This is a genomic window from Brucella pseudogrignonensis (assembly GCF_002252525.1).
In the GTDB taxonomy this organism is placed as follows: Bacteria; Pseudomonadota; Alphaproteobacteria; order Rhizobiales; family Rhizobiaceae; genus Brucella; species Brucella pseudogrignonensis.
On sequence record NZ_NNRM01000021.1, the window covers coordinates 145,357 to 164,272 of the forward strand.

Below are 18,916 nucleotides of genomic sequence, written 5' to 3' on the forward strand. Positions count from 1 at the left end.
CCGCGAGCAGCAGGAAGAAACACCGCCGCCTGCGCCTGAACCGGAAGAAGGTGAGGGCGAATGACGCCGACTGATATCTGCAATCTCAGTCTCGACATTATGAAAGAGACAGAGATTACCAATCTAGAGAACGACAATCGGCCTATCGTGCGATGGATGAAGCGAAACTTCGGCCTGTCGCGGGATAGCTTGCTTGCTCGGTATGATTGGAATTTCGCGCTCAAGCGTGTCTTGTTGGCAAAGGACAGCGTTGCGCCGGACTTTGGATGGGGCAACCGCTTCACTATTCCGGCTGACAGTCTACGCATTCTGCCTTTGACGGTGTGTGGCAACTTCGAAGGCACGCCAATCCCGCACGAGGTCGAAGGACCGTATATCCTGACCAATGCGCCGGGGCCGATCCGCTGCCGGTATATCTTCCGCAATGAGGATTACGACCGATACCCGCCTGTATTTGTAGAAGCGTTGGCTTCGTATCTCGCAATGAAATGCGGGCATTGGGTAACTGGCAAGGTTTCATATGTTCAAATCGCTCAAGGTATGCACCGCGAGGCTATCGACAATGCTTGGCGTGTTGATGCCATTGAAGGCACTTCACCGCGCGCAGCCGATAACGAATGGGTACAGCAGCGTTGACCTATTATCCGGTACAGAACACCTTTGACAAAGGCGAGATTAGCCCGCTTCTCGGCGCGCGCTCTGATGTTGATTTCTGGCGCTCGTCATTGGAGTTTTGCCGGAACTTCAATGTGCTCACGCATGGCGGGTTGCGTCGTCGCTCTGGCACCGTGTTTTTGACAGAAGTTGCAGACAGCAGCCAGTTTACGCGGCTGTTATCATTCCGGTTCTCCGAAGATCAGGCTTATGTGCTCGCCCTTAATGGCAATGGCACAATGCGCTTCCTCTCGGAGCGTCAGCAGCTTATTTCAGGCGGCGTGCCGTATTCCATCGCGCAGCCATTCAGTGCGGCCGCATTGCCGAAAGTCAGTTACGATCAATTTAACGACACGGCCTATCTGGCGCATAAGAATTATCGTCCACGTAAACTTTCACGATTAGGGGATGTAAACTGGACAATAGAAAATGCTCCGTTCGAAGACGGCCCATATCTCGACAGAGATTTGACTGTATCAACAAGGTTTACCCCTTCTGGCTTAGGATCCCCACCCGTTTCTTCATCATCAAAGAGCACATCGCTAACATCTGGCTACGTAGAGTTCATCCTGTCCTCACCAGTTGCGGTTGATGCCTATTGGATACTTTCTGTTTCTGACAACCCCGGCGACTCGCCTAGCGGGTGGAAGTTTTCTGGTTGGGATGGGGGAGTATGGGTGGTTCTTGACAGTCGAGACGGCGAAGCAGGGTGGGTTTCAGGTGAGAGACATTTCTACGACTTTAATAATTCGGCGGTATATTCGAGATACAGATTCGATTGGAATGGTGCGCAAAGTAGCGGTGCTTCGAAAATCGATTTCACCGACATCCGAATGCATCAAATTGCTGATACGCAGACGCCATCAAATTTTACAGCATCTTCGGTCGTTGGAATTAACGGTGGTAGTGGTTTCCATACAAGTGATGTAGGTCGCTCGTTTAGAATTAAAGGTGCAAGCGGTCGATGGGTTTGGGTAGAGATTAAGTCCGTTATTTCCAGCACGCAGGTTACTGGGGTTATTCACAAGCATGGGCTTGTGGATACTTCACCTATTTCGGAGTGGCAACTTGGGGCGTTTTCCGATCAATCTGGGTGGCCAGGATGCGTTTCACTGTTCAACGAGCGCCTTATGTGGGCGCGTACAAATACCCAGCCTGTAACTGTCTTTGGATCTAAGCAGGGAAACTTCAGAGATTATGGTGTAGGTGATAGCGCCGTTGAGACGGACGGTTTGTCAATTACGCTGCTATCTTCAAACCAGAATGAAATACTATGGCTAGCCGATGATGACGATCTTGCAACGGGATCTTCGGGGCAGATAAGAATTATAGGGCCCGCCGACCTCAATAAATCGTTCTCAGCAATCAACATTACTCAACGAAAGGGACCCACAAGTGGCGCAGCTCAGTTGCGCCCGCTGTCGATCGGTGGCATCACTCTTTACGCAGGCATCGGCGCGACCAAGATCCGTGAGCTGGTTATGGGCGACCAGAACCGATACGTGGCCCCTGAATTGTCCCTGCTTGGCGAGCATCTGTTCAAAAGCGGTATTGTTGATTGGGGATACTGCGAGCGTCCGGACCCGCAGATTTATTGCGCCATGGCTGATGGATCGCTTGTCTCTGTCACCTATGACCGTGAGCAGAAGGTTGTTGGCTTTGCAAAGCACGAGATTACAAGCGGCTTTGTTGAAAGCATCGCAGTCGTTCCCGGTGTCGAAGATGGCTTTGATGATGTTTATCTCTGTGTGCGCCGCACCATTAACGGCCAGTTGAAGCGCTATATAGAAGTGCTTGAGCGCCCGTTCGACGGTGACATTGATACGATCAACGAAGCTTTTCATGTCGATTGCGGCTTGAAATACAGCGGTTCTCCCATCCAGTCAGTGACCGGCCTCGGCCATCTTGAGGGGGAAACTGTTGTCGCTCTCGCTGACGGCAATGTGTTGATTGGCCTTGCGGTAGAAAACGGGCAAGTCAAGTTACCATATGCTGTTTCAAACATCGCCATTGGGCTTGCCTACACAAGCCGTGCAGTGACGCTCCCGGTATCAGGGCCACAGCAGGATGGCACACTGTTTGGGCGCAAGAAGACCATTCAGGGCGCTATGCTCGATGTTCTGTATTCAGGTGCCGCGACGGTCGGAATGGCTGGCTCTAAAGACTGGTCACCGCCGCTATTCGAGCAGCTTCTTAAAACGGGTGGCGGTCTATTCGGTAACGAAATCGAACTGCGCACAGGCATCATACCGTGTGACATCGAGGGTTCTTGGGGCAACGGCGCTCAGATCGTCATGGAAACTGATGAGCCTCTGCCGCTGTTGATCCGCGCCCTAGTGATGCAACTCGACAGCGAGCCTTAAGGAGAACGACCATTTGCTTTGATCCTTTATCACTCGCTATCATTGGTGGCGTGGCATCTGGTGCTAGCCAGATTTACAGCGCTCAGGCTCAATCCGCATCATACAAAGCGCAGGCGGCTTATGCTGATCGTCAGGCTGAAATGGCCGGTCAGAAAGGCAACTACGACGCCAATCAGCAAGCACGTCAGAATGATCGCCAGCTTGCCAACATGCGCGGGCAGTATCTTTCGAGTGGGATCGCGTTGTCTGGGTCGGCAACCGATGTTCTGCAGGATAGCGCTACGCAAGCGAGCCTTGACGAGCAGGCCATTCGGTACGGCGCGCAAGTCACCAGTGACAACTATCGTTTTCAGGCTGGCTTGGCTCGATCGAATGCACGTTCGGCTCAAATGGGTGGTTATCTCGGAGCGCTTTCTACCGGCGTCAATACACTGTCTGGAATCAACACACTGAACCAGCAGCGCACAATGATCACGAATCCATACGTTAGTGCCGGGGCGTCTCGCGACCCTTGGAATGGTCTGCGCGGGTAGGATAAACACATATGGCAGTCATCAATCCTATTCAGGCGCAGCGGTCGATTGATATCGGCAGCATTCCTGACACTCGTGTCGATAATAGCATCGGCCAAGGCATCGCACAGCTTGGTGGGGCTATAGGGAGCGCTGCTGAACAGCAGAACGTTTTGGCAAACCGTCGCCTTGAAATGCAGCGGCAGGCGGATGAGTTCGCAGCCAATCAATCATTCCAGCGCTGGCAGGATGACAACGCACTCGAATTTGGTCAGTCCGAGCAGAAGATTGACCCGTCAGGAAAGGGATTCACCGATACTGTTTCGGGTATCTACACGAAACGCTCTGAGGAGTTTCTTAAGACTGTCCCGGCGTCTTTGCAGCCTCGCTTTCAGGAACTGGTCGCCACCGCCCGCAACCAGTGGATTGATAAGGGCGCAGCTACCGAGATCGATCAGCGCAACACTTGGTATCGCACTGGCATCACAGAGCGTCAGCAGACCTTGCAAAATCAGGTCTTCAACGATCCCGCGATGTTTGACGCAGCCAAGCAGGACGCCTACCGCACGATTGACGCCTCCGGTTTGCCGCCTTCGGAGAAGGAAGCGCTTCGCAAGAAGACAGACGAAATGTTTGCACTCACCATTGGTGAGCGTGAAATCCGTGATGCGGAGGTAAATCCAGTATCAGCTGGCAGTGCGGCAGAGCGCCTTGGTGTGACCGGTGCCGTGACAACTTCCCGGGGAGGTGACGCAATGTCGCTGCTCCGTAAGTTTGAGGGGTTCCGAGAAACACCTTATTGGGACGTAAATGCTCACCGCGTTGGCTACGGTTCCGATACGATCACCACGGCAGACGGCCGCAAGGTGAAGGTCGAGCAGGGCATGAAGGTGAGCCGTGCGGACGCTGAGCGTGATCTGGCGCGACGTACCAAAGAATTTGAGCAAGGAGCCGCCGCCAAGGTTGGGGTTGAGAATTGGAACAATCTTGCCCCGAATGTACAGGCTGCACTGGTATCTGTCGCTTACAACTATGGTTCTTTGCCTGATAACGTTGCTCAGGCCGCTCGTTCTGGTGATGTGCATGCTATTGCAACGGCAGTCGATGCAAGATCAGGCGATAACGGTGGTGTAAACCGCAAGCGCCGCATGGAAGAAGCGAACATCATTCGCGGTGGCGCTCAGATCACTGGCAATGCTCCAGCGTTTGACCCTGCCTCTATGGACCCACGCTATGCAAATCTGTCGCTCTCTCAGCGTCTTTCATTGTATGACCAGACGCAAGCAGCAGCGCGGCGTGGGCAGACAGCTATCGATGCTCAGCAGACCGCCGCTTACAATTCACAAAAGGGCGCATTGCAGCTTGGGATTCAGACGGGTGATGTTTCCAGCTCGGAACAAATTCTGTCGAGCGGTATGAATGATAGCGATAAAGCAACGTTGATTTCTGCTCTGCGTTCGCGTCAGGGTGATCAAATTGCGGTAGGCGAAGCAGTCGCGGCTTTCCAGAATGGGAGCTTGACGGTCGATCCTTATTCGACAGATGGACGCAAGCGTGTCGATGCTGTCGGTGATGTGATTTCCAAGTCTGTGCCAGCGGATCAGCAGCAGCCAGCATATGAGGAATTGGTGCGCCAGTCCGGAACGCTGCCGCAGTCCGTACTTAATAATATCCGGGCAGGCGCAGATAGTCAGGTCGCCTCCGAAGTGCAGGCCGCAATGCAGGCCGCTTCGCGCTTTGCACAAATCAATCCGTCCGCACTTGGTCGGCGCGAAGGTGGCGAGGCTATTCAGCGCAAGGTTGATGACTTCGATTACTATGTGAACACTCTCAATCTCGATCCATCTGACGCCGCGCGCCGAATCGCGGAGCAAAACGACCCGAATAAGGTTCGTGACCGTAAGGCGCTTGAGCCAGCAGCGAAAGAGTTCCGTAAACAGCTTGAGGGCGCTGACATTGGCGCAATGTTCGATGACAGCTTTATGGGGTGGCGTTCGAATCCGAATGTAGGCTTCACGGAAGGGCAGGCGGCAGGCATAGCAGCGGATTACCTCGCGATAGCGGAAGAACAATTCTACCTCACGAGTGGCAACACCGATCTGGCTAAGTCTCGCGCAGAGCAGGAAATGAAGCGCCTCTATGGTGTTTCGGAAATCGGTGGCTCGAAAACCATCATGAAATACCCGCCTGAGAAATACTGGCCGGGTATGCCGGGGGAAAGCGATCCATATGCTTACGCCAAAGAGCAACTTATCGCTGATCTTGCAGAGGCGTTTCCAAATGATCCATTGTTGAATCCTGTTCGCTCGATGAAGGCTGGCCCGCAGGGCGCTGTTACTGGTCTTAAGGTCGAAGGGAATATTGATCTGGCTCGCCGTCCGCAGGTGGCAAACGAAGACGGCTCGATTAGCACGGTTCGCTCCATCTCTTTTAATGAAGATGGTGCAGAAGTGCTGATCCCAACTGTTTCACCAGACGGCAAGATCCTTTCTGATGATGACGCAATTGCTTTGTACGAGCGAACTGGCCAGCATCTTGGAAAGTTCAGCACTCCAGAAGCTGCAACCAAATATGCCGAAGCACTACACGACGCGCAGGCTAAGTTCTATGACCCGGCATCGATCGTTGCCGACACATTGACTGGCCGCGCAGATGGTCGTGATATTAAAATCCGGGGTGCTGCCGGTGTCGATGAATACCGAAACATGATCCGCGATACAGCATTGAGCCGTATTGTGCTGGTTGCCACTCCAGAGACTGGAGCGGAGGCGAAATCGAACCATCTCCCCGGCTATACCGTCCTTTATAAAGATGAGAATGGCAACTTGCAGACACTGTATGGCAAGCAGTGGCGTCCTGACCCGCAGGCAGTAGTTAGCGGTGCGCGGCGCCAGCAGCAAGACCGCTTAGGTCGTGCGGGGGTATACCAACAGACAGGGCAGGGCCTGGCTGACTTCCTCGCAGGTGGCGCTATACCAATGGGCGCAGGTAGCGCGTGGGATAACCCAGAGGCGCAACAGACGGCACCTATTCCAGCACAAGCACCATCAGCACCGGTTCCGACAACGCCAAATCCAACTGTTCAAGGCAACTTGCAGGATCAGCGCTCGCAGCTGTTCCAGAACGCACAGCAGAGCGGCATGCTCACGCCGGGGGGAATGTAATGCCGTTTTATGAACCTACCGTTCGCGTGAAAGAGTTGACGAACATTGCTCCAGTTGAGCAGCCAGACGATCCAAGCCTTGGCGAGACATGGGGCGCGGCGTTCCGGACCGAAAACATTGTGGGTTCTTATCTGTCATCGCGTGGCGTTCAGAACCCTTACGAAGTCGAACAGGGCTTCAACTCCATCGACTATGTGAAAGACGACCCGGATTTTGCACAACATGTCGAGCGCTTTGGCGGCGTCTTCAATCGTAAGGCGGCTGACGCCCTTAAGGTTCAAATCAAGCGCGAGGAAGAAGACCGGCGCACGCTGGACGCCGCAGGGATTAATGGCACAATAGCGTCACTCGCGGCTGGCGTGTTTGATATTCCTACGGTCTTCTCGGTTGGCGGCGGTATCGCGGGCGCAGGGAGAACCGCACTCGGCACGGCCATTCGCACCAGTGCTGGAGCAGGCATCGATGCTGCTGTTTCCGAAACTGGCCTGCAGCTCACACAGCAGACCAGAACTGGCGAAGAAACAGCGTTTAATGTTGGCGGTTCAATCCTATTGGGTGGCGCACTTGGCACACTGGCAGGGCGCTATCTGTCGAATGCCGAAGCTTCTGCACTCACTCGGAAGATTGAGGAACAAGGCCGTGGATTCGATGAAGCTGACGCGGCAGTGTTTGGCACAGGCGGCGGCGCGCAATCAGCAGGCGCGGCGGCAGTAACCAAAGGTCCGATGCATTTAAAGGACGAAGCGCTTATCAATAAGATTTGGGGCGTCCGCTCACAGGATCCGCTTATCCGTTCACAGCTATCTGATTTTGATGAAACACGAAACACGGTTCGCCAATTGGCAGAAACTCCGCTGGAATATGCCGAAAACGCGCAGGGAGTAGCAACCGAGATTGGCGGCTCAGTCGAAACCCGCATGAAGATGTGGCAGGCGCCGCTCGCTGATAGCTTGCAGCAGATCGATACTGCTTATGCGAAATACTTCCACAGCACGCCAGAGCCGACAGGCTGGCAGCGTCGACTTGCTCCGATGCGCTCGGAAATGCAGCGCATCACTGGCGGCGACAAGCTGACGTTCAAACAGTTCAAGGAAGAAGTGGGACGTGCAGCTTTCAGCGGCGACACACATGCAATTCCAGAAGTAGCGGAAGCTGCAAAGGTTTACCGTCAAATTGATGATGCGATGAAGCGAGCTGCTATCGAAGCGCGTCTTTTGCCAGAAGATATTGCAGTTGAGGCAGATATTTCTCACCTGTTCCGTATGTACAACAAGGACAAGATTGCTGCGTATCGCTCAGACTTTGGCCGAATCCTGCACGACTATTTCATAACTAAGCGCGATGCGGCGGCGAAGATCGGTGACGCTGAAAACGTTGCAAGGAAGGCAGACGCTAAGGCAGATGCAGCGGCAAAGAAGGCAGAAGAATTTTCGCGCCTCTCCGATCAGGAAGTAAGTGAACTGGTCGAGGAAACGATTGATACAATCCTCGGCAATGTGGACGGTCGTATCCCATATGACAGTATTGTTTCCGGTCCACGCGGTCCGTTGAAAGAGCGTCTTCTCCGCATTGAGAGCAAGAAGATTCAGGAATTTCTCAATACCGATATCGAAGAAGTGCTTCATGCTCAAACGCGCACCATGTCCGCTGATGTGGAGCTTGCCAAGAAATTCGGCTCCGTCGATATGTCTGAGCAGATTGCTAAGATTAATGACGAGGCGAACCGGAGGATTGCTGCCGTTGATCGTATGACAGACAAAGACGGCAAGGCCGTATCCCCAGAGGTTAAAGCCAAGGAACGCGCACGGCTCGACAGATCGCGCAAAAGCGCGGTTCGCGATATCGAAGCAATGCGCGACCGTTTACGCGGTCAATATGCCTTGCCTTCAAACCCTGATGGAATCGTCCTGCGGGCGGGACGCGTGGCGCGAAACCTGAATTATCTTCGCCTCCTCGGTGGCATGACGCTGTCAGCCTTCCCGGATATGGCCGGTATTGTTCTCAAGCATGGACTTACCTCAACATTCCGCGACGGGTTCGCGCCTCTCGTCTCCAACATGAAGGCTGTGAAGCTGGCCGGTGCGGAAGTGAAGGCCGCAGGCACTGCACTTGATATGATCCTCGATAGCCGTGCCATGTCTCTTGCTGAGATTGGCGATGACTTCGGACGCGGTAGTAAATTCGAACGAGCCATTAAATCAGCTGGCACTCGCTTTGGTGTTGTCTCTCTTATGGCTCCTTGGAATGCTTCAATGAAGCAATTCAGCGGCATGATCGTGATGACCAATCTTTTGCGCGCTGCTGAAAAGGTGGCAAATGGCGGTGCCAGTCCGAAGGAAATCAGAAAGCTTGCGGCCGCAGGCATCAATGCCGATCTGGCGCAGCGTATCACCCAACAATTCGCGAAACACGGCGAGACACAAAGTGGCGTACTGTTGGCAAAAGCTGGCGCTTGGGAAGACAGGCTTGCACGAGAAGCTTTCCGATCCGCTGTTGTTCGTGACGTTGACCGCATCATTGTAACTCCTGGACAGGATAAACCTCTCTGGATGAGTACCGAACTTGGCAAAACTGTCGGTCAGTTCAAGAGCTTCAACGTTTCAGCAATGCAGCGTATCGCGCTATCCGCCTTGCAGCAGCGAGACGCGGAAACTTTGGCCGGCGTTGTAACTGCCCTATCGCTTGGTGCGATGACCTATGCTGCCAAGCAGGCAGTTGCAGGAAAAGAACTTTCGGACAAACCATCGGTATGGGCAACGAACGCATTTGACTGGTCTGGCCTTGCTGGTTGGTTCATGGAAGTTAACAACGTGGCTGAAAAGGCTACACGAGGTCGAGTAGGTTTGTCAGCACTAACCGGCGAGCAGATGAGCCGATATCAGTCACGAAACGTTGTTGGCGCGTTCCTTGGCCCAACGCCTGATGCAGTCTCCGACATTTTCCAGTTCACAGGATCGATGTTCGCGGGCGATACGACAAAATCAGACTTGAGGAAAATGCGGCAATTGCTGCCTTTCCAAAACCTTTTCTATGTCCGTGGTCTTCTTAATCAGGTAGAATCCGCAACTGGCGATGCATTGAAACTACCAGAGACAAGGAAGAACTGATTGTTTCTCATACAGCTGCTCGCCGTGCTTACATTCTTTCCCATGATAATCGCTGCGCTGATGTCCATTTCGGCGCTACGCAAAAAAGAACATGACTTCGCAATGAAATCAGGCGCGGTCTTTCTCGTCTGCCTGCTGATCGTTGTCATTGCACCCAAGGGCAAACCCCACATGTCTGACGGTTGCCGTTCTTACGGGCGCTTCGCGACTGACTGTTAACTGATCTCAACAATCTGAATATCCCGCCTCGCTCACGCGGGGCCTTTTTCGTTTCAGGCCGTCCTTTCGCAGGACGGCCTTTTTCTTTGGAGCCTCGCATGACTGTTCCTGTACCTGACCAGCTCGAATACATCTCTGATGCTAACGGAGTAACTAAGGACTTCTCTTATCCAAAGCGCTTTTTGCAGAAAGATGAGGTAGTCGTTGCGCTCCGGGATGCTGATGGCGTGGAAACCCCGCAAGTCTTGAACACACACTACACCATCGCTGGAAGTTCTTGGCCGAATGGCGGGACAGTATCGTTTATCACTGCGCCGCTAGCTCCATATAAAGTCGTGCGCTATCGCATGACGCAGGCCAAGCAGACAGTCGATCTGGAGAACAATCAGCGAAACGACGCCCCAAGCGTCGAACTTCAGCTTGATCGTCTCACTATGGCGATTCAGGACAGAGGAAGCTTTCTAACCCGTATTTGGGATTGGCTGACTTCCACGGCGATTGCACTGAGGATGGAGCGTGCGGCTAGAATAGCAGGCGACGCTGCGCTAAATGTACGTGTTGATCAGGAAATCATTGATCGCGCTGATGGTGATAAGGCGCTGGCTTCACTTGTAGGTCAAGCTGGCTCCATTGAAGTGCCGCTTTTTGATACGGCACTTGCCGTTGCTTTTGCTGTCATCAAGCCTACAGTCAATGCAATTCGTACCAGCGGTTATTCTGCGGCGGGTGATGGTGGATCTGCAATCTATATTCGAGTAGACGCAGAACCCCTGCATGCAGGGAAGATTCGGACGCTAGACGGTGCTTGGTTCGAGATAGTAGGGCCGCTCAATGTTCGTCAGTTCGGTGCTAAGGGCGACAATGTGACGAATGATACGGTTGCGATTAATGCCGCAATCACTGCTGCCGATGCCCTTTCTGAAGGCGAACTGCGTATCCCGGCGGGAAGTTACTTGCTCTCCCAGCGCATTGATGTGCCAGTCAACAGTCCTTTAATTATCACGGGGGATGGTCAGACGAAAACTGTGTTTCGTCAGGGGAATCCATCGGCGGGTGGAATAAGATTTAGGCGCAATAATTACGTCTCCCTCGGCGGAGGGATTAGAGATTGCAGCATTGAAGCCGGACCGGGGTTCTTGAATAGTGGATTTTTTGGAGATGGTTCTTCGGGAACTGGATTGGATTTGATCCGCCCCAACGACGGTTTTATTGTTGACAATGTGGGCGTCTATAACTTTGCAGTGAATATGGCAGAGAAGGGTGGATGGAACGCGAGATACCGAAACCTTGTCTCGTTGTTTTACAGATACTCTGGCTTTCTTATCACTAAGTCGGATGACGGCGTGGTAGGCGGCAGTAGTACCCTGCTAACTTCGAAAGTATCGAATAATGGATATACCGGCGCTGTAAAGACTGACGCCAAAGGGTTGGACATTCGCGCAACGGGTGGCTTCCAGTTCGGGAAGGTCGATGTTACTGGCGCTTATAATGGTGTACACGTAAAACCAGCGGCGGGTGATCAGGTCGCATATCTCTTCTTCGATACCGTTCTAGCTGATACTTGTCTCGGTGATGGATGGGTATTTGATGGCACTGATGGGAAGATTGTTACTGTTGGCGGAAGTCTCTGTTGGGGAGCTTACTGTGACGGAAATGGTATGGTGACTAAAGGTGCAAATCTTGATGATCTCACCATGACAAACATGGCCCTCCGCCAAAACAAGCTTCGCGGATGGCATAATCAGGGCGGTACTAATCTTTCGCTGGACGCGGCAAAGGTAGCAGCCAACAGCCGTGATAATCCTGTACATATGCCTGGTATTGAAATCGATGCCGCCGTGGTTGATTGGAAGATCACCAGTTGCCGGATTGGAAATTATGCAAATGCTGGTGTAGTTTCGCAAGGGGATGGTGTTCGCATCAATGCCGGTGCAGACTATGGCGTTGTTGTAGGGAATAAGTGCAATGGATCTGCCCCCGGTTATGCTGGTGTAAATAACATGAGCATCGCTCCAGATATTATCGTGGCCAATAATCAATCGTAAATCATTTGATAATGTAAGGTTTCTTAAATGCGTGAAAAGGCTTTTCTATTGCATAGTACACTAACGTTCCGATTGCTATTACTATTGGAATTTCAATAATGGTGCAGGTGATTATAGCGTCAATTTTATCGTTTGATGTGAACTGAATTGATCTCCATTCAAGTATCTTTGCTAGATTTAATTCAATTATCCTATGAACAATGTATATTGAGAAGCTGATTTCTCCAACAAATATAGCTGGTTTATTAATAATTGCCGGTATGTTTATGTCCATTTTTAAGAATGCCAATATAAACCAAGCGAAAGCTAGTGCTTGAACGTCCGGCCAAATGATCGAAAACCAGTGCATCATCGGCTTGTCTTCCCACGGGTGCGCAGACCCATAAATCTCGTGGAAGTACTGAACGGAGATTGCAATCATCACGATCGAAGCCAACAGAGAAAGGGAGCCGCCGACAAACGGCATACGCCAATTTCGGTATGCATATCCCGCAAGCATTCCAATAAGGAACTGATCTCCTCGCCCTAATAGCGTCCAGTATCCAAGGTGGTTGACATCGTGATCAAGCCCCCAGAGAGCAGCGCGTAGAAGAATCAGGACGATGACGAGTAAGACAATTCGTTGAATTCCATCTCTTGCCAACACTAAAGTAAGGAATGGGAAAATAAGGTAAAACTGGAACTCAATGACAATAGACCAAGTTTGACCAAACATTGTTCCCGGCCATGCAGTCGGGGCAAAAAGCGCCATCTGCATTAAAAAATCGGGAAAACTGCTTTTCAGTGTCAGAACACCAGCCAAAACAGCTAGTCCATACAGCGGGTAAATTCTCCACATTCGTGCTTGGATAAACCGCCAGTAATTAACCTTCTTTCCAGCCACGATGTATTCAAAGATAAACCCGGAAACTACACAAAATAGAGAAACTCCTATTGCGCCTTCGGCTAGAATGCTTGCTCCCATCGGCCAAGTGTCGGTTTTAAAGCTGGGCAGAAATGAATCGAGATAATGTCGGTATACAACCAACAATGCTCCAATTCCGCGTATAATATCCAACCTGCTTAAATAATTAGGGTTGCTGAGCATAAAGTTAATGTTTCCGAATGTTTCCCGTTTTGCCTGTCACCATTAAGCGAAGATTTTGAGACCCGCAATCGGCGCTCAGTTCTTTACCCAGTATTTGCAAATAACAAAGCTCTTCACTCCGATCTGTGCTTTGCGCCGCTCGCCCGATCCTGAGAGTTTCCTGCAACGGAATAATCAGGATCGTACGCAACGCCAGCCATAATCTCAGAATAATGCAAAAAGAAAGCCCCGACCGATTATATGCGGTCAGGGCTGCGCAGATCGCCGGTCACGTCACGAGGATGACCTGCGCAAGGCAAGCTTACCCCCGCCATCGAATGAAGAAAACCCCAGCAAGTCGGTAGCCTTGCCGGGGTCGCGCGTAATGAAGGTCTGATATTCAATGACGCGATAATAGCATAACAATCTTCGAATAAAAGAAAAGCCCCAGAGGCGCTTGAAATCTCTGGGGCCAACCCGGCAGGCGGGCAGCCATGAACCGGGGTTACTCACGTTACATTCAAGCGGGGGCTGTGATGTCGTGAATAAACAATCAAAGTAGATCGCGATTTTTCAGCGTCAAGAGCTCCAAATAAGAAAAGCCCCGACGAGAGGGATCAAGTCAGGGCAGCGCGCCGGGGTTGAAGCTGAGGGGCTTGGGACGGCGCACCCCATCATCATCTCACAATAAAAGGAAAATACAATGGCACGACGCATCAACGCGGCGGGGCTTTCGCTCATCAAGCAGTGGGAAGGCCTCAAAACAACGGCTTATAAGGATGTCGCAGGCATTCTGACTATTGGCTACGGGCATACGTCCGCGGCTGGCGCTCCCAAAGTAACGCCGGGTATGGCAATTGGCGATAAAGAAGCCGAACGCATTCTGCAGAATGATCTGGCTAAATTCGAGGCGAGGGTAGAGCGCCTTGTTACCGTGCCGCTTACTGACAATCAGTTTGCTGTGCTTGTCTCGTTCGACTTTAACACTGGCGCGCTTCACAAATCGACACTGCTCAAGAAGCTGAACAAGGGCGATTACGCTGCTGTGCCTGGTGAACTTGCCAAGTGGGTAAACGCAGGCGGCAAGAAAGTGCAGGGTCTTGTCAACCGGCGCGCTGCTGAGGCTGGTCTATGGGCCAAGGGTGCATTCGTGTCTTCAAACACAGTCACAGCAACCACTAAGACCGATAGGACTGACGTTGTGGCAATCGGCGGTGCTGGTGCGGCTGGCGTCGGTGGCGCGGTCGGGCCCATCCTTCCAGACATAACTCAGGCCATTGTTGACCAGCAAGACAGCCTCACGAGTGGACAGTGGGCGCGCATCATTGTCGGTGGTGTTGTCTTGGCTCTGACGCTCTGGGGCATCTACCGGAAGATCAAATCATGATCTGGGCGCTAATCCCCAACTGGTTGAAGATCACCGCCGCCGCTGTTCTGGCGGCATTTTTGTGTCTGGCTGCTGGATATGTGGCTGGGAAACGTGATGGCCGGTCCAGCATCGAAGCCAAAATCGAAAGACAGAACAATGAAGCGACTGACAAAGCCCTTGGCGCTGTGCTCGATTATGATGAGTGCGTCGATGCTGGCGGGGTGTGGACATTCAAGACCGGTAAATGTGAACGGCGTCCGTAGCGTACTTGGCACCGATCTGCTCGGCGCTCGTGGTGCAACTGATGCAGATCAGCGAAAAATTGACCGGACAATCGTGCGTGGCTGTGCTGGTGGCGTCTGGTCGAAAGATGAATGCGCAAAGCATGATGAGAATTAAGAGGGGCGGCGGGAAGTGAGCTCACAAATGCCAGACACCGAAAACGATCTACGCGCTCGAGTGGTCGGGCTTGAACATGCAACGCAAACGAACAATCAGCGCTTAACAACGCTCGAAGCATGGCAGCGCCAGCGTGAAATAGACAGTGCCCGGAACGATGAGAAGTGGGTAGCCATGGAGGCCCGAATTGATACGCGGTTCACAGGGCTGGAAAGCTCTAACAAAAGCATTCACTCGACCCTCTCGCGCATCAACTGGATGATTATTGGCGGGCTGGTCGCAGCATTCATTGCTTTTGTCGTCGGTGGCGGATTGAAGTCCCTGTAAGGAGTGCTTAGGTCAGCAGCCAAAGTACTTTTTGATGCCGCGCTTAGTATGCGGGCTGGCGCACAATCCATTGAGTACCCGTCCAAACACTTCGGCAGTCATGACTTCCCTGACTTCGAACATACCCTTCTCAATGCCATTATCTAACGTTGATGCAGCTTCGAGCCGCGCAGCACGATAAAGGACCCAAGATTTATGGACGACCCACGGGTGATCGCCACCATCAAGGATGCACGTTCCATCGCATAAGTCGTTCTTCCAAGAAGTTACGGATACAACAAGTTGCTTTTGTTTCGCGCAAGGGTCGGTGCAAACTATATGAAGATGTCGCATGCCAGGATTTTCATCCGGTCCTGACGGGATCAGCAATGTTCCTGCTCTGGCAACCAATTAATGCACCCGAGCTCGCATAAAGGACTGATCGATTGCCTCAAGAGAGCGAACTGTTTCTTCGACCTCATCGATGTTTTCTACGGATAGAACTTGCAGAATGCGTCGAAGCGGAATGACCGTCGAGCCGCCTTTTGGGTCTTCCCACTCAGGGATATTTTTCGGATCATGTGTCCAGTCACGGATTTCCCATTGGTTCATTTTGCCAAAGGCATCCCAGACAGTGTCAACACATTCCAAGTCCGCGTCACTCAGTTCATCGAGAGTATCGAGATCAATGCTCGTATCGGCGAGTGCGATTTGATGATTGGCTTTGTCTTGCAGGAAATCTGACCAACCACACTCTTTCAAATCATATTCGCCGTTAATGTGGCTATATGTATATGAGTTGACAGGCCCGTGCGGCATTGAAACACGGGCTTCCTCCAACACAGGGAAACCATATCGCTTGATGCTCTCACGGTCTACGAGGTAGACAAGCTTAACCGCTTTCAGGATGTTGAGCGATTGCTCACCGGCCTTCAATATTAGCGCCGCAATCAACTGCGCTGCTTTTCTCGGTTCATAACTCATCTTATGGGTCCTTACGCTCGAGGCGTGTACGACTCTGTTATGCGCACCATATAGCGGTTTTCCACAGGAAAGCAATTATCCACAATCATTGTGGATAAACGATGAATAACCTGTGTGAAGTCACTCGTCCGGGTCGGTTCCCCGTTCGCCCATGTGAATAGCGATAGCGGCCTCAACAATAGCCTTGGCCGCTTCTATCCTATCCCATCCTGCCGCTTCTGCCTCATCTAGAGCTTCGACCAGTTTACCGGATACCGCTTCCTGACATTCTAGCCCACGATCTGGATAATTGCCTTCGCGCTTTGGTCCGTTCATAGTATCCTCCTTTTTGAAGGGAGGTAGGGCGATATTCCGCCCTGTCGAGCTTCAAGCACTTCTGGATAAGAACATTGCGAGTTCTCCCTCAAGCCTAAACCATTCGCCCTTTTGTCGGTAAGAACCGAAGTGTGTATGAAAGTATCGCTCAGTCTGGCTTGTGCCGGGTATGATCTTGATAATTTCAATCTCGGTAGGGCAGGCGGTCGATATGCTTTTCAGGCGCTTCGGGACGGATTTGGAGAAACCGATCTTCACTAAGTCACCGGACCGCGCAAAGTAGGTGTATCCGACAGTCCCTTTTTCAAGGGAATATGATGGCAGTGCGGCGGGCTCAGAAACTTTGAAGGCCTGACCATTAGCTGCAGCATCGTACGCACGATTGAATATTGCCGCGCCGACGAGATCGGGATCCGGCAAGCGAGTACGGCGTCCTTTCCCAATCCGAAAGTAATATACAGTCTTGCCATGCCGAGTTGTATTCTTCTCAATATGACGCTTGCCCACCACCGATCTCTCGAGTAATTCAGCATCTTTCTTCGCCTGGATTATACGATTTTGAACATAATTTGACTTTGTCATTTTCTAATCCTGTTGCCTTGGAACAATACTAGAACACCCGTGGCTTTTCGCGTGGCGTTTTTTGTTCTGACGCTCGCCACGCCGTGCATCTGTGTTCATTTCGTTCTTTTTTCATATTTTAAGGGCTTGCGGTTTAAGCCTTTATATTCTACGGCTTTTTCATGGTCCGGAGCGTAGCGCAGCCCGGTAGCGCACTTGACTGGGGGTCAAGGGGTCGTGGGTTCGAATCCCGCCGCTCCGACCATTAAATCAAGCCAATCAATAGAAATTTTTATGGTGCTTTTGCTGACGCTTTTCTTAAACTTCGGCTGAGAATTTCCATCATTTTGAAAATTGTTTTGTAGCCGAAGTGAAGCGCTCAGTGCCGTCTGCAGTCTGCACAAGCACAAAAAAGCCCCTGTATAGAACAGGGGCAATTTTGTTAACCTAATGCAATTTTGGATAAGAATACGTACGGGGGTAATACGATAAACTGATCCATAATGAAGTTAGTAAAAGAAGTTACGAAAATCTATTTCCACGTTAAATGAAAAAATGCCTGGTAATAGTATATCTTGATTAGATCGCAATTTTAGTTATTGAACAACCGCACTTGTTCGCTCACAATTATGAAGTGGGATTGTCTTATATGATGCAAGTTTGGTTGATTGATATTTTCCAAACGAAAAGAAATTTTACCATTTGGTTTAAAATATTTATTTGTATAATGCGGCGCTTCACGAATGTTATATTTAAGAGGAATCGTTCTTTCATTGCTGAAATTATTGCTGTTATCTGATCTCAAGCGGTATTTATTCGTCTTTTTCAGGTTGATGCTTGATGTGCGAGGCATGTAGTGATGAGTTTGATCATTGATTTCGTCAAATACGTTTCAATCGTCGTGATTGGTCTTTTGCCTATTATGAATCCCTTGACGACAATTCCCTTATATATGTCGCTGACCAAGCGCATGAGTGCTGAAAACAAACGTGTTCAGGCGCGAAAAGCATGTATTTATGCATTTTCGATTCTCACAGCATTTCTATTGCTCGGAAACGGGATCATCTCGCTTTTCAGCATATCCATGCCAGGTATTCGCGTCGCTGGCGGGCTGATCATCATGATCTTGGCGTTGCGGATGATTTTCTCGGGGGAGGATTCGTCATCAGAAGTAGATGCAGAGCCCGCCGATATCAAAAAAGCTGATCTGGATTATTCTTTCTCACCACTCGCAATGCCGAGCCTTGCTGGGCCGGGCTCTATTGCGGTTATTATGAGCTTTGGATCGCAGATTCCGTCTGAGCACACAATCATCGGCCATGGGATTGTCATTGTTGGTATCGCCATCACGATCTGCGTTGCTTATCTCGCACTCTCGTCTGCGTCACTGATTGAAAAAGTGCTTGGGGAACACGGTATGCAGGCTGTGACAAAGATCATGGGCTTTCTGCTGACCTGTGTAGCCGTGCAGTTTCTGGCGTCCGGTATCCGCGATTTCTACATCGAGTTCAGCAAAATCAGCTGATCCAATCAGGATCGTGGGACGAAGAGGATGATACAGGTACCGACAAAGGCCGTTGCGGCACCAATGATATCCCAGCGGTCTGGACGCATTCCTTCTGCAGCCCAAATCCAAACAATCGAAGCGATGATGTAAATACCGCCATAAGCGGCGTAAGCACGGCCAGCAGCGTCACTTTCAATCAGTGTAAGCAGGTAAGCAAAGAGCCCAAGGCAAACCAGCCCGGGAATGAGCCAGAGCGGCGACTTATCGAGTTTGAGCCACGCCCAGAATGTAAAACAGCCTGCGATTTCAAACAAAGCTGCGGCGACATAGATAAGAAGCTGCAAA

18 protein-coding genes and 1 tRNA gene are annotated in these 18,916 nt (G+C 51.4%); 13 read left to right on the top strand and 6 right to left on the bottom strand.

Annotation, left to right across the window (positions count from 1 at the left end; all coding sequences use genetic code 11):
- Nucleotides 1–60 precede the first annotated feature (60 nt).
- The 7 genes from CEV34_RS12610 (at nt 61) to CEV34_RS12640 (ending at nt 12,064) form a co-directional block, all read left to right on the top strand.
- Nucleotides 61–636, top strand: coding sequence for a phage connector family protein (locus CEV34_RS12610; RefSeq protein WP_094543703.1), 576 nt, complete (start codon nt 61–63; stop codon nt 634–636).
- Entirely contained in the window at nt 633–3,017 is a 2,385-nt protein-coding gene (locus CEV34_RS26730) for a phage tail protein (RefSeq protein ID WP_143853363.1), read from the top strand. Before CEV34_RS12610 ends, CEV34_RS26730 begins: the two co-directional genes overlap by 4 nt.
- A gap of 50 nt (nt 3,018–3,067) precedes the next feature.
- A complete protein-coding gene (locus tag CEV34_RS12620) occupies nt 3,068–3,550 on the top strand; it encodes a hypothetical protein (protein WP_094543705.1) in 483 nt (160 codons plus the stop codon).
- Between the two features lie 11 nt (nt 3,551–3,561).
- Entirely contained in the window at nt 3,562–6,693 is a 3,132-nt protein-coding gene (locus CEV34_RS12625; RefSeq protein ID WP_094543706.1) for a lysozyme, read from the top strand.
- On the top strand, nt 6,693–9,800 hold the full coding sequence (locus CEV34_RS27310) for a hypothetical protein (protein ID WP_235819041.1): 3,108 nt from the start codon (nt 6,693–6,695) through the stop codon (nt 9,798–9,800). The genes CEV34_RS12625 and CEV34_RS27310 overlap by 1 nt, the downstream gene beginning before the upstream one ends.
- Nucleotides 9,801–10,019, top strand: a complete 219-nt coding sequence (locus CEV34_RS12635; RefSeq protein ID WP_094543707.1) for a hypothetical protein — start codon at nt 9,801–9,803, stop codon at nt 10,017–10,019.
- 98 nt (nt 10,020–10,117) lie between these two features.
- On the top strand, nt 10,118–12,064 hold the full coding sequence (locus CEV34_RS12640) for a glycosyl hydrolase family 28-related protein (RefSeq protein ID WP_143853365.1): 1,947 nt from the start codon (nt 10,118–10,120) through the stop codon (nt 12,062–12,064).
- Nucleotide 12,065: 1 nt separating this feature from the next.
- On the opposite strand, the gene CEV34_RS12645 is transcribed toward CEV34_RS12640, so the two are convergent.
- Complete coding sequence (locus CEV34_RS12645; RefSeq protein WP_094543708.1) at nt 12,066–13,151, bottom strand: acyltransferase family protein; 1,086 nt, start codon at nt 13,149–13,151, stop codon at nt 12,066–12,068.
- A 682-nt stretch (nt 13,152–13,833) separates the two neighbouring features.
- Here CEV34_RS12645 and CEV34_RS12650 point away from each other — a divergent pair.
- The 4 genes from CEV34_RS12650 to CEV34_RS12660 are packed head-to-tail and all read left to right on the top strand — an operon-like array spanning nt 13,834 to nt 15,225.
- Nucleotides 13,834–14,517: a lysozyme gene (locus CEV34_RS12650; RefSeq protein WP_094543709.1), complete on the top strand. Its 684-nt coding sequence runs from the start codon at nt 13,834–13,836 to the stop codon at nt 14,515–14,517.
- Entirely contained in the window at nt 14,514–14,762 is a 249-nt protein-coding gene (locus tag CEV34_RS12655) for a hypothetical protein (protein WP_094543710.1), read from the top strand. The genes CEV34_RS12650 and CEV34_RS12655 overlap by 4 nt, the downstream gene beginning before the upstream one ends.
- Nucleotides 14,656–14,898, top strand: coding sequence for a hypothetical protein (locus CEV34_RS27035; RefSeq protein WP_235819047.1), 243 nt, complete (start codon nt 14,656–14,658; stop codon nt 14,896–14,898). The genes CEV34_RS12655 and CEV34_RS27035 overlap by 107 nt, the downstream gene beginning before the upstream one ends.
- Before the next feature lie 27 nt (nt 14,899–14,925).
- Nucleotides 14,926–15,225, top strand: coding sequence for a hypothetical protein (locus tag CEV34_RS12660; RefSeq protein ID WP_094543711.1), 300 nt, complete (start codon nt 14,926–14,928; stop codon nt 15,223–15,225).
- Between the two features lie 12 nt (nt 15,226–15,237).
- Here CEV34_RS12660 and CEV34_RS27040 read toward each other — a convergent pair whose 3' ends face one another.
- The 4 genes from CEV34_RS27040 to CEV34_RS12680 all read right to left on the bottom strand — a co-directional run bounded on the left by CEV34_RS27040 (nt 15,238) and on the right by CEV34_RS12680 (nt 17,085).
- Complete coding sequence (locus CEV34_RS27040) at nt 15,238–15,615, bottom strand: hypothetical protein (RefSeq protein WP_179253516.1); 378 nt, start codon at nt 15,613–15,615, stop codon at nt 15,238–15,240.
- Nucleotides 15,616–16,188: a Panacea domain-containing protein gene (locus tag CEV34_RS12670; RefSeq protein ID WP_094543713.1), complete on the bottom strand. Its 573-nt coding sequence runs from the start codon at nt 16,186–16,188 to the stop codon at nt 15,616–15,618.
- A 120-nt stretch (nt 16,189–16,308) separates the two neighbouring features.
- Nucleotides 16,309–16,503 carry a hypothetical protein gene (locus CEV34_RS12675; RefSeq protein ID WP_094543714.1) on the bottom strand — a complete coding sequence of 65 codons (195 nt, stop codon included), beginning with the start codon at nt 16,501–16,503 and terminating at the stop codon, nt 16,309–16,311.
- A 51-nt stretch (nt 16,504–16,554) separates the two neighbouring features.
- On the bottom strand, nt 16,555–17,085 hold the full coding sequence (locus CEV34_RS12680; protein WP_094543715.1) for a GIY-YIG nuclease family protein: 531 nt from the start codon (nt 17,083–17,085) through the stop codon (nt 16,555–16,557).
- Nucleotides 17,086–17,252: 167 nt separating this feature from the next.
- Here CEV34_RS12680 and CEV34_RS12685 point away from each other — a divergent pair.
- Nucleotides 17,253–17,329: transfer RNA gene (locus CEV34_RS12685), tRNA-Pro, on the top strand.
- A gap of 594 nt (nt 17,330–17,923) precedes the next feature.
- Nucleotides 17,924–18,589, top strand: coding sequence for a MarC family NAAT transporter (locus tag CEV34_RS12690; protein ID WP_007874485.1), 666 nt, complete (start codon nt 17,924–17,926; stop codon nt 18,587–18,589).
- Nucleotides 18,590–18,594: 5 nt separating this feature from the next.
- Here the strand turns inward: CEV34_RS12690 and CEV34_RS12695 are convergent, their stop codons facing one another.
- Nucleotides 18,595–18,915, bottom strand: a complete 321-nt coding sequence (locus CEV34_RS12695; RefSeq protein WP_007874488.1) for a YnfA family protein — start codon at nt 18,913–18,915, stop codon at nt 18,595–18,597.
- Between the last annotated feature and the right edge of the window lies 1 nt (nt 18,916).